The following is a 12,846-nucleotide window of genomic DNA, read 5'->3' on the forward strand; positions in this document are numbered from 1 at the left end:
TTCTCATTATCATAAACGGTTTGATTAGATATTCAAGGATATTTTAAACTGTCGGTTAATATCAGGTTTCGATATCCATCTGCGACACGATTTTATACACTAGTTGCCATATTTTCATTTATGAGCCAGATATGAGTATACCTACAGACGTTTTAGAGGCCGTGGCCAGCGCGATGATGGCTGAATATGTTGTCAGTACCCAGCTAATCCAACCGTTATGGGGCGGATACGGCGAACTTTTTCGAGCGTCGTTAAGCGGTAGTCAGCATACCTCGGTAATCGTTAAGCACATTAAATTACCACAACCCAAAGTGCATCCTCGTGGTTGGAATACGCCTATCTCTCATCAACGAAAATTGAAATCATATCAAGTAGAACTACACTGGTATCAGCAGTATGCAAATGACTGCCTGCCGCAATGCCCTGTACCAAAATGCCTGTATGTTGAAGAACAGAATGATGAGATATTACTCATTATGGAAGATTTAGCCACGTTAGGGTTTGAGCAGACGTTCACCAGTTTTGAACCGACACCTATCAATTTTATGCCTAAGCAAGCTAACCACGAATCAATGACAGGTGCATCTCTCATCAGCCATCAACACATTGAATCTTGTCTCTCTTGGTTAGCTTATTTCCATGCCCAGCACCTTGCGATAGAACCTCACGGCTTATGGGAATGTGGCGGATACTGGCACCTAGCGACTCGCCCCGACGAACTCGAAAAGCTAACCGATGTGCCACTGCGACAAACTGCCGAAAAGATAGATACAACATTACAACAATGCCAGTTTCAAACCCTCATTCACGGGGATGCTAAGTTGGCTAATTTCTGTTTCGCTACCACAAATAATCGAGTTGCAGGGGTTGATTTCCAATATGTCGGCAAAGGCTGCGGTATGAAAGATGTGATCTTATTGCTGAGTAGTTGCTTACCTTATCAACACTGTGAACAAGACGTTCCTGCTTTGCTGAATTATTACTTTGACCAATTAAAGCAAGCACTGTCCGAGCATCAGCCTCAAATTAGCCCGCAAGCCGTAGAAGAGGAATGGCGACCGCTTTATTGTGTCGCTTGGGCTGATTTCCAACGTTTCATGAAAGGCTGGAGCCCAACTCACTGGAAGATAAACAACTATACAGAGTCGCTGACTCAACAAGCATTAACACAATTAAATTCACCCAAACAAGGTCAATTCACACAATGACCCTCACGATTTGTCAACTGGAACAGTTACTACAACTCGCCACGCAAGCTGCGTTAAGTGCAGGAACGTTTATTAATCATGTTGATAGACGTGCATTACGAGTCCAGAGTAAACAAGCGGGTTCGAGTTTAAGTGCACAAGTGGTCACGCAAGTTGATTTAGATAGCCAAGCCATTATCTTGGAGAGACTACAGCCAAGTATCGAACAATATGATATTGCCATCTTAACGGAGGAAAACGCCAGCGAGGAAGATGTTGCTACTCACGCCCGCTTTAATAAGAACTATTTTTGGTGCATAGATCCACTCGATGGTACCCTGCCCTTTATTGAAGGTGGCGATGGCTTTGCCGTGTCTATAGCTTTGGTCGATATTTCAGGTAAACCTATCATTGGCGTGGTATATAAACCAAGCACAGGTGACCTTTATCAAGCGATTAATGCCGACTCCCTCATCTCAAGAGTATTAAAAAACGGTGAAATTTGGCGACCTGTTCAGCCACTGTCTGAGCTATGTAAGCAAGATAATACTACATTTAGCGTGTATATTGACCGCAGCTTTCAACAAGATCTACGCTACCCGACTGTGCTTAAAAAACTAACAAAACAAGCAGAACAGCAAGGATTAAGATTACAGGTAATTAAAAACTGCGGCGCTGTCATGAATGCGATTAGCGTACTCGAAAATCCACCAGCATGTTATGTGAAATTGCCCAAGCCACAGCTCGGTGGTGGTAGCTTGTGGGATTTCAGTGCAACAGCTGCGATCACCCAAGCACTGTCCCATCAGTATTTAGCTTCATTTTCAGAAGCATTATGCCGCGTCAGTGATTACCAAGGCGCGCCTTTAGATCTTAACCGCGTGGATTCTAATTATATGAACCACAGAGGCGTGTTATATAGCTGTGGATTCAAGCATCAAATTTTGGCTGTAAATTTATAGCTGAACCAACCTTTCAATTTGTAATAGTATATTCTTGAAAGAAACACGGTTACGATAAAAAACACCGTCGTAATCGCTAACCCAGCGAAATAGATCATGATAAGGTTATCCAAAAGTACTGGATTAAACTTAAATAAAATATTCCACATTAACCACCAAAGCACATAGAAAAAAGCAGTACTAGTAACACAAGCAATAGCTAAAATTAGCAGTGTTAGCATCCAAAGCGCATAGTCTTTATTGTTCATCATTCTCTCTAATATAAATTGTCTCTAATATAAGTCGTGTCTAATATAAGTCGTGTCTAATATAAATCGTACTCATCGGCACTTAGTAATACTCAAACTCTTCTTCTTCAAACGGTGGTAGATAACCAATAAATCGATCACCGGAAAAATGTTTACACGCTACATCAGCCAATAAACGTTCATTTTTAACCACATACACACCTGCGGTTTTAATATATTCTCGACTGCCATCGTCACGCCATTCACCACTGATCCCCCTCGAATACACAATGTATTTATATTTACCGTTTGGAAATACTAAATGACCCGCACCTCCACCACTGTACCCAGTACGGCTAAAATGAACGACTGATTCAATCTCTAATTCAACATTACTTGTTGTTCCAAAACGATAGATAACAGTGCGATCATTGGCTGAACACACAGAGATGCTTTTTGAACCGACTCCACAGCTAAAAGACGTTTTTTCATTAGTTAGACAAAGGTTTTCAGCAAAAGAAACAGGTGGGTTCAGCAAACATAAGGCACATAAAATAAACTTCTTCATCGTCATAATTATCAACCGCTAGAAAATGAGCATAGCCATAAGGGGCAAGTGTTATAGAAGAAGAATTAATAACATATAGAGCAAAAATTTTGTGTAAGAGGATGTAATGAAAGTTATACAAAGAGGTGTTAATAAGGCTGTTAATAAAAAATAAAGTAAGACTATATTGAATAATTTTAGAAAAGGGAAAGAAAGAGGAAGCTGAAGAACTTCCTCTTTCTTAATACAGGACGTGAGGATCACTGTAATATTCTTAGTATGGAGAGAGGGATCCCCATACTTTTAGGTACTAACTATTCATATACTAGATAGCATCTCTTGAGTAATATAATAATAGAATATTAAGAATGACATTAACGCACAATATGAATAGAAAAATTCAAATGTGAACAGCTTATGAATAGAATGCTCAGCGTCATTGCTATTTATTCGACAACATTGTTTACAGCTTAAACACAGAAAGTAAACCACCATTTAAAACAATAACTTACGACTCACAAATTTATACGTTGAATTATTTACGCTCAGAAAGTTGCTGCATATAATGTTTTAATTGATCGACAGAGTTTTGAATTAATAAGTCTAATGCTGCTAATTGCGACTCTGATAGTGCTTTTATTTTACATAATTCTTCAAATTGCTGACAAAGAGTGTACAACGCGGTTAGTCCTAAACCAACAGCCGCCCCTTTTAATTTATGCAGTAACTTTTCTTGGTCCTCAGCATTTAGTGCAGCAAAGTCACTGTAATCCGATTTAACCTGCTCACAAAATAGATATCCCAGCGTAATTATCTTATCTTTCCCCAAATATTGAAGATCTTGTTCAAGTGTTGACGTGTCTAATAACACAGGCTCTGACGCTTTCGACGTTACTATTTCTTCATCATCACTAATCACAACAGATTGTGCATACTCATCGGTACACACGACATTCGCCATTACCTTAGAAATAGAACCTCTCAAGCGTTTCATTTGAACTGGCTTCGCAATAAAGCCATCGAAACCTGAATCAATGAACTTGGTAATATCGTCTTTAAATACATGTGCGGATACCGCAATAGTTTTTAATTGTCGCTGTTTACGCTCGGCCATATCTCGTAATTTTACAGCCAGTTCTACCCCATCAATATCGGGTAAGTTAATATCCAATAAGGCTAAATCAACATCCTGATGTTCATACACCTTAATCGCGGAAGCACCATCGTAAGCGGTATAAACATCATGACCTAGTTTTTTAACCAGTTCACATGCAACATCTCGATTGATTTGGTTGTCTTCAACAATGAGAATACGAAAACGTGTTTTCGTTTCTACCACGGTTGACACTATCGCCAACTGTTCATCAATCAAGGTTTGCGATGCCACTTCTAGTGGAATAGTAAAGTAGAAACAACTGCCCTGCGCTTCAATACTGGTTAGCGACAGCGACCCTTGGATAGCGGATACTAAGCGTCGACAAATAGCGAGTCCTAACCCCGTGCCATCCGTATTACTTAAGTTAGCCACTTGGGTAAAGGCTTCGAAGATCTCTTTTTGTTTGTCTTGTGCAATGCCACATCCCGTGTCGTGAATACTAAAACGAAGTTGCCCTTCCTCTTCAGAAATCACAAGTGAAACACTGCCGGAATGAGTAAACTTAATTGCGTTATTCACCAAATTAAGGATGATTTGGCGAAGCTTACCTAAGTCAGCAAACACCCAAGTATCTCGTGCAACGTCGAGTTGGAAAGTTAGCACTAATCCCTTACCCTCCGCCCTCGCACGCATCAGTTCGATAACATTATTACCCAACTGCTCTAAATTAACAGCGCATTTAGACACTTCAATATGCCCCGCTTCAATTTTGGAATAATCAAGAATGTCATTCAGAATATCCAACAGGTTCTCACCCGAGGTAAGAATAGTCTGAGTATACGCCTGTTGTTTTGTTGACAGCGAAGTATCAGATAACAGCTCTAATGTCCCTAACATACCGTTCATGGGGGTTCGAATTTCATGGCTCATGTTGGCAAGAAATACCGACTTGGCATTATTGGCATCTTCCGCCTGTTTCTTTGCGATAGCATGACCAATTGATTCATTATTCAGCTTTTTGTTAATTTGCATTAACTCTTCTGTTCTTTGTTTTACGAGTTGCTCTAAGTTTTCTTTATGCAGACGTAACTCTTTTTCAATTTTAATTTGCTCTTGTTCAAGTTTTTGTTTTTTCAATGCGTTGTCACGAAAAACGTCCAGTGCCAATGCCATTTGTTTCAACTCGAAATCATCAGAAGGTTCGACATTAATTTCGAGATCGCCCTCTGCCAGCTTCTTAATCACTTGGGTATGTTTCGATAGTTTGAATACGATACCTTGATATACAATTTTCCACATCACACCAATAATCACGATTAATGACAACAAGGTAGCAAAAATAAGAATACGCTGGGACCAAGACAGCAATTTCAGGTGTTCCTGACTGGTTTGCTGTGCTTGCTGCGTTTTCTCATCAACGAGCACGCGGATACCTTGGTTTAGTTCGCTAAGTTGCGTTGAAATATGCAGATGTAACTGACTCTGCTTTTCTTCTAGTATAAGATACTCACGCTGTTGAGTAATGAGTGCATTAAAGGTATGCAAGCTTAACATTGCAGACTGGACCAGTTCTAAACGATAAGGATCTTTGATTGAATCCACCAGCTGATTAATTATGTGTAAGAGTTCATCTTTTTGCTGCGCTAATATAATAAGTTGTGTTGGTTGCGAAGTGTTAATGATTAAGTTCGCAATTTGTCCCAACTGTAAACTGTATCTTTCCAGTGCGGTCATTTTATCTAATAAGTTAAGATCTTCGTCAATAACAAGGTCTATGTCCTGATAGATAATAGGTTTATCGGTATTCTGTTCAATTAGGTCATAAAGTCCTGCGAGCCTCACGAGTGTAAAAGTACTCGCGTTAGCGACTTGAGATTGTGATAATTGAAAAATATTATGCACCCCCTCAGTTACCTGTTGAAACGAAGCTTGGCGTTGCTGTTGTCCTTTTATCTGTAGCTTAGCATTGTCATTTAACTGGCGAGTATTGTTGATAATACTGATTTTCAGAGAGACTAAGTGACGAATATTACTGTTGGCAAGATCTGAGATATCAAAGGCCTGAAATTGTTTACCAATGGCGAGGTTTAACTGAGTCAGTTCGGCATTAATCTTTTGGCGTTCGGTATCATTCGTGGCATTTTTTAGTAAGGTAGTTCGGTTAGTTATTTGTAAACTTATATTTGCTAACCCGCGAGCGCTTGATAAGGTTGGCAAGGTTTGCTGTGTGATCTGCTCACCCGTATCAGCAATAAGGCTTAAACTGTACCAAGATACTGTGCTGATAATCACCAATAAGCTGGCAACAAAGCTAAACGCGAACAGCAATTTGTTCCCAATACTTTGACGAAATCGCACTGTACTCTCCTATTACTATTTTATTACTATTAAAAACACAACAAGTACAAAGATAGCGGTGATGACAAAACAACCGCTACGAGCAAATATAACTTATTCAGTGGTAACATTTATTGTGAAATCTATTATGAAATCTTTGTTTTTATTCATTACGTTACTGTTCATTACATTACGATTCAGTCTACCCGCGTGGGCAACAGATAACGGTTCAAAAGGTAGCGCTCAGTCTCAAGGTATTCAATCTCAAGGTATTCAGCCTCAAGATACGATGCGACTTTGTGCCGTCTATCCCCACCTCAAAGATTCATATTGGCTAAGTATCAATTTTGGCATGACTGAACGCGCAAAACAAAGAGGTATATCATTAAAAGTGCTAGAAGCAGGCGGTTATCAAAATCGCCACGAACAATGGGCACAAATTCAACAGTGCCTCACCTGGCAAGCCGATGCGATATTAGTCGGTGCTATTTACTATGATCAATTCAGTAGCAAACTCACTACACTCAACAACACTGTACCTTTGTTTGGTTTGGTCAATGAAATATCAACACCGAGTCTCACCGCGAGTACCGGTGTATCTTGGTACCAGATGGGTGAAAATCTAGGGCAATACCTGAGTCGTAAGCATCCAAAAACAACGAGTAACACCAAATTAAAACTTGCTTGGCTTCCCGGTCCTAAATCAGGAGGTGGCAGTGAACAAGCAACGCAGGGGCTAAAGGACGCATTGATAAATAGTGACGTTGAGATCGTCTCAATTAAACACGGCCTTAATAATAAAATGCGTCAATTTTCATTGATAAACGAAACACTAGCCGAATTTAAAGACAATGAACTCGACTACCTTGCGGGAAACGCGATAATGGCAGAGATGGCAATCAATGAACTTGGGAAATTAGAACAAAACAAGCGACCACAAATTGTCAGTCATTATCTAAGCCATGGTGTATACAGAGGTATCAAACGTGGCAAGATCCTCATGGCCAATTCCGACCAGATGGTATTGCAGGGCGCAATGGCTATAGATCAGGCTGTTGATTACTTATTAACTAAAACCTATATATCGAATCAAGGGCCTGAAATACTCACTGTCACCAAAGATTTGCTAGCGCAATTTCCGACAGCACAATCATTATCACCCAGTAACTTCAAGCCTATTTATTCTGTAAATCCTTAAAGTCTGTTAACCCTTGAATCATTTTTATCAGCGCAACCCAGCATGTCTATACACGGTTTATAAAGATGACTTATGACAGCTCTGCTGCAAACAAATAGCCTTCGCCATGAACGGTAACAAAATAGGCGGGGTTTTTAGGGTCTGATTCTATCTTATTGCGCAAGCGACGTACGAGCACATCTATCGTACGATCGTTAGGCGCTTCAACCCGATGGTCGATTAAATTAAGTAATCTATCTCGAGATAAAACACGTTCAGGATGCGTAATGAAAGCCACTAACATTTCGTATTCCGCTTTAGTCAGCTTGATCTGCTCGCCATCTTGGCACAGTTTGCGTTTAGATATATCAAAAGTACAATTACCAAAATGAAATAGTTCGTCGTTTGCAGCACCTTTAATGGCGTTGTCTAATTCATTGTTTGCTTGTGTCGTTAATGAAATACGCCACAGTAAGTTCTTTACTCGAACTAATAACTCACGCAACTCAAAAGGCTTGGTGACATAGTCATCTGCGCCCATTTCTAAGCCCACGATTTTATCAATCGCATCAGTACGCCCAGTCACTAAAATTATACCGATATTTGATTGGCTACGAAGGGTTCGGGTGATCATCAAGCCGTCTTCATCAGGCAAATTGATATCGAGTATGACAAGGTCGATATGATGATTATCTAATACAATATTCATTTCGGCTTTACTCGTGGCCTCGCTAACTTGATAGCCCTCATGTTGAAAATAACCAACAAGTTTAGCACGGGTTATTACTTCATCTTCAACAACCAAAATATGCTTATTCTTCAAATTCATGTCCTAACAACTCTCTACTAACTAGCGAAACAGCATAGCATAGGCTGTCAACGCACCAGATATACCAATTTCATGTAACTTACAGTCCTTTATACCACCTTCTAAAGCGTTCAGCGAGTAGTATCAAACTCCCGATAATACCAAATGAATGAATCATTCACTTCGGCCGTTGAATACTAAAAGGTGCGGTAATGGATGCATACTCCCCGCCCCCTAAACGAGCAAGGGGTTTAACTTTATCTGCCGCAATGTTCATTCGGTCTTTATCATCTTTACTTACGACACTGTCATTGAGATAAAGCTGCTTAACTTCGACAAAAATTAACGTTTGGGGCACATCACCCAACTCTTTAATGTCATAAAGCTCACAACCATAAGCAATATCGCATTGGTCTAATCGTGGTAGTGAAAAACCATCAAATGCAACGGTGGTTAGCCCTGATTTAGTCAGTTCAGATTCACCGTGTGCTAACGTTGCCGCAGTTTGTGTAACCACCTCGGCTTGATCGGCTGACGCAATATGGATCACCATTTTTTTGTTTTTAAGTATATTGGTCAGTGTATCTTTGTTGTCACCATTTGGCTTTTTACCAACGGATATCATTAGCAACGCCGGGTTACTCGATACGGCGGTAAAATAAGAAAATGGTGCTAAGTTATAGTTCGCATCACCCGAATCAGTCAACGCCCAAGCGATAGGCCTTGGGATGATGGTTTGTGTCATCAAGTGATAACGCTGAGTCGATGAAAAATCTGAAAAGTTTAACTGCATATTACTCACTCCCTGTCATAGCAAGATACCATCGTGACATATACCTCTTTATTAGCCTAGGCTTTATTGCTTAATTAGTCCCGACTTTAACGCGACAATATGACAATAACCCGCTGATTTGTTATTTACACCAAAGTAAGCAATGTGTCCTATAGTTATATCACCTAGTAACAAATCTGTAACATTTGGCAGCGCTACAGCATGCCAGTACACAATTAGCGAATAGATGTGATATATGCAATCAATCTACCTTCCAATAATATTGCTGCTGAGTGTCGTTTTTAGAACTGCTCAAGCAGATGAAATTCAATTATTCACATGGGAAGAATACTTCTCGGATGAAGTGATTAAACGTTTCGAAGAAGAAACGAATCACACTGTGAATCAAATATATTTTGAAAATGAAAGTCTACGGGATGAGGTCATGTACTCAGGAAAGGCCGCTGCCTATGACTTAGTCATTTTAGATGGATATACATTAAGTGTACTTGGAGAACAAGGCATACTCAGTAAATTAGATACCGCACTATCGGATGACCTCTCCCTCTTTACAGATAAGTCTGAAGAAGCTTGCCATGATTATGGTATTCCCTACGCTTACGGCACCATTGGCATTGGCTTTCGCAACTCCAAAGTAAAAAAAACAATTACGTCATGGATGGATGTTTTCGATTATGCCAAGGAAAACCCTGGTAGTGTCATTATTCCCGACGAAGATACCGACACGGTAGCCATTGCGTTGATGGCACTGGGTTACAACCCCATGAGTAAGGATGAAGCCGAATTAAAACAAGCTTTCACATTACTCCAAAGTGTCATTGGTGATTTGCTCGTATTCAGAAACGGTCTAGGTTATGCCTTAGATAAAGGTAAACAATCAAAAATGGACATGGCCGTTTTTTATTCTGGTGAAAAGGAGCAAATCTCAATTGCCACAGGTCAAGACGATTGGGAATACATCATCCCAGAGGAAGGAACATTAGTGTGGCATGAATGTTTGTCTGCCCACACCGAAAAACCCATGAAGCCATCGACCATCGAGTTTCTTCGATATATTAACAACCCAGCCAATGCCGCAAAAAACGCGCAAGATATTTGGTTTGCGACGGCAAATAAAGACGCATTAAAGTGGGCAACGGAGGATTACATTAATGATGAAGAATTGTTCCCCGCTGAATTCGCATCGAGTAAATATTATAACTACCAGATCTTAGATTACAACGCATTGAAAATTAGAGGGAATATCTTAAATGTGCTTTCTAATCAATAATGTGGGGGAATGATGAAGCTATCCGTTAAGATTAACTTTATATTATTGCCTGTTATGTTAATTATCTTTTCTATTGGCGGTATTTTTTCTTACAATAGTCAAAAGGTTCAAATACTTTCGTCATTATCAGATAAGATAAAGTATGAATTAAAGTACATTTCAGAAGACCTAAATGAAGCCATTCATGAGTTTGACCTACTCAGTAAAATCTTTCTGGGTAGCCCAAGCACACAATCTTATTTAAATAACATTCGCTTCGGTAAAAATAACCACTATTTAAATCAGAACTTAACTCGCAATATCAAGCAACTCGAATTCCGCCATGGTTATATCTCGAGTTTTGGCTTAATTGATTCAGATAAACAAGAGTTATTTCTTTATGATGTAATCAGTCCTTTTTCATCTATTGAATACTCTGAATCATTAAATACACATTTATCCTATATAAATAAAAGTATACAGACACAGGGCCTCTCTCAAATAAAGCCGGTGACTTACGAACATCGAACCACCGCTGATGGTTTTGATGAACTGACTTTGATTCGCACTTTCTCACCTGACCAACCGATATCAACGTCATCATTTTCTCAAGGTCACGTCATCTATACAGCCATTATAACAATGCGCCTTAAGCATAAAGAGACATATTTACGTGCCTTACATACGGTATTTAATGATGAGGTAAATCTGTCTCTGTTGTCTTCAGGTAGCGCTCAAATCATGGAAGGAAAAACCGAGCTCACGATGTTGCCGAAACCTGATTATGGGCACAAATTAGAGAATGAGCTTTGGTCTATTATGATTTCGCTGCCTAATTCGTATTTAAATACCTTGTATCAGCCACATAAAATCTTATTCATCACAATTGTACTCGCCGTGACATTATTTTCATTTTTCTTTCTTAAAGGATTAATTGTCAAAAGAATCATAACGCCCGTCGTCAGGTTAACTAAGCAAGTTGAAACAGCCGAAATAGGCGGCGCTATCAATATCGAACGCTCTCAAACAAATGATGAAATATCCATTCTCACTAACAAGTACCTTGATCTGATTATGGAACTTGATGGGATGGCAAAGTACGACCATTTGACAGGTCTAATTAATCGAGCTCAATTCAATAAGGCACTACAATCACGTGTCAGCAATTGCATTGAAAACAATCAAAAAATAGCTGTTTTATACTTCGATTTAGATAATTTTAAACACGTGAATGATCGATTTGGCCATTACATTGGTGATCAGTTATTAAAAGAATTTACCGTTCGGGTAAAGTACTACCTTACTAATAGAGCAAAAGAACTGGGTATTGAGAATGATGTTGAGTTTTCACGTATATCAGGTGATGAGTTCACATTGATATTACCCAAGGTAACAGACATGAAGGATGTAGAACAAGTCGCGAGAAACTTAATCTCGTTATTCGATGATGGCTTTAAATTAGATGAGACTGTATTTGATATAGGGATCAGCATTGGCATTTCAATTTGCCCTGATGATGCAGCAGATATTTCAGCTATATTAAAAAAAGCAGATATTGCAATGTACTCTGCAAAGAAACATCGTCAAAGTAACTTCCAGTTTTATACATCAGAATTAAGTTATCAAATTGAACGCCAAGAAAAAATTACCGAAAGCTTAAAAACAGCATTACGCCGCAATGAATTCTACCTCGTCTATATGCCTATTTATGATTGCAGCACTGGGTTAATCGACGGATGCGAAGTGTTACTCAGACTATCGTCAAAAGACTTAGCAGCTTACGGTCCCGAAGAGTTCATTCCCATTGCTGAACAGTCTGGTTTAATCAAAGATATTGATTATTGGGTCATCGAATCAGCAATTAAACAGCTCTCTATCTGGATAAAACAGTTAAACTTTACTGGTGTTTTTGCCATTAACTTCTCATCTTGGGAACTTAAAAACCCCGATTTTGTTGATAAAGTGTCTTCGTTACTTAAGCTATATGATGTTCCGCCACAGCGCATCGAACTCGAAATAACAGAAACATGCTTTGTCCCTGGTGATAACCGCAGTATTGAAATGCTGTCAAAACTCCACAATTTAGGCGTAATGCTATCTCTTGATGATTTCGGCACCGGATTTACAGCATTCAGCCAACTGATTGACTACCCCCTTGATACGCTAAAGGTCGACCGCATGTTTATTAATGCCATTGACTCTGGTGATAATGAAGACAAACCGTTAGTCGATATTATTGTTGAAATAGCCAAGCTGTATAATCTAAACGTCGTCGCAGAAGGAATTGAGACAAGCGAACAGTTAGAACATGTTCGACAATTAGGTTGTCATCAAGCCCAAGGATTTCTGTTATCTAAGCCCTTAATGAAAGAAGATTTCGTCGCACTATGGCAAGCAGAAAAACAGGATGGTGAATCACCTGAGTCATATATCAGTGCTGCGAGGTAATCGAAAACTTAGGAG

Annotated in this window: 9 protein-coding genes; 5 read left to right on the plus strand and 4 right to left on the minus strand. The window is 39.4% G+C overall.

The window, feature by feature from the left end; all coding sequences use genetic code 11:
- Positions 1-131: 131 nt before the first annotated feature.
- Positions 132-1,208, plus strand: coding sequence for a phosphotransferase (locus tag HWV00_RS12875; RefSeq protein WP_211681837.1), 1,077 nt, complete (start codon positions 132-134; stop codon positions 1,206-1,208).
- Positions 1,205-2,149: a 3'(2'),5'-bisphosphate nucleotidase CysQ gene (locus HWV00_RS12880; protein ID WP_211681838.1), complete on the plus strand. Its 945-nt coding sequence runs from the start codon at positions 1,205-1,207 to the stop codon at positions 2,147-2,149. The genes HWV00_RS12875 and HWV00_RS12880 overlap by 4 nt, the downstream gene beginning before the upstream one ends.
- A 330-nt stretch (positions 2,150-2,479) precedes the next feature.
- Here HWV00_RS12880 and HWV00_RS12885 read toward each other — a convergent pair whose 3' ends face one another.
- On the minus strand, positions 2,480-2,950 hold the full coding sequence (locus HWV00_RS12885) for a hypothetical protein (protein WP_255554538.1): 471 nt from the start codon (positions 2,948-2,950) through the stop codon (positions 2,480-2,482).
- Between the two features lie 508 nt (positions 2,951-3,458).
- Positions 3,459-6,377 carry a TMAO reductase system sensor histidine kinase/response regulator TorS gene (gene torS / locus HWV00_RS12890; protein WP_211681840.1) on the minus strand — a complete coding sequence of 973 codons (2,919 nt, stop codon included), beginning with the start codon at positions 6,375-6,377 and terminating at the stop codon, positions 3,459-3,461.
- A gap of 127 nt (positions 6,378-6,504) precedes the next feature.
- Between torS and torT the strand changes: the two genes are divergently transcribed.
- Positions 6,505-7,554, plus strand: coding sequence for a TMAO reductase system periplasmic protein TorT (torT, locus tag HWV00_RS12895; protein ID WP_255554541.1), 1,050 nt, complete (start codon positions 6,505-6,507; stop codon positions 7,552-7,554).
- A 70-nt stretch (positions 7,555-7,624) separates the two neighbouring features.
- On the opposite strand, the gene torR is transcribed toward torT, so the two are convergent.
- Entirely contained in the window at positions 7,625-8,362 is a 738-nt protein-coding gene (gene torR / locus HWV00_RS12900; protein ID WP_211681844.1) for a two-component system response regulator TorR, read from the minus strand.
- A 157-nt stretch (positions 8,363-8,519) separates the two neighbouring features.
- The gene (locus HWV00_RS12905; protein ID WP_211681846.1) at positions 8,520-9,134 is read right to left on the minus strand and encodes a flavin reductase family protein; all 615 of its coding nucleotides are present in this window, start codon (positions 9,132-9,134) and stop codon (positions 8,520-8,522) included.
- Between the two features lie 235 nt (positions 9,135-9,369).
- Here HWV00_RS12905 and HWV00_RS12910 point away from each other — a divergent pair, with 235 nt between their 5' ends.
- A complete protein-coding gene (locus HWV00_RS12910) occupies positions 9,370-10,404 on the plus strand; it encodes a PotD/PotF family extracellular solute-binding protein (RefSeq protein ID WP_211681848.1) in 1,035 nt (344 codons plus the stop codon).
- Positions 10,405-10,413: 9 nt separating this feature from the next.
- Entirely contained in the window at positions 10,414-12,831 is a 2,418-nt protein-coding gene (locus HWV00_RS12915) for a bifunctional diguanylate cyclase/phosphodiesterase (RefSeq protein WP_255554542.1), read from the plus strand.
- Positions 12,832-12,846 lie beyond the last annotated feature (15 nt).

The organism is Moritella sp. 24 (assembly GCF_018219155.1).
Lineage (GTDB): Bacteria > Pseudomonadota > Gammaproteobacteria > Enterobacterales > Moritellaceae > Moritella.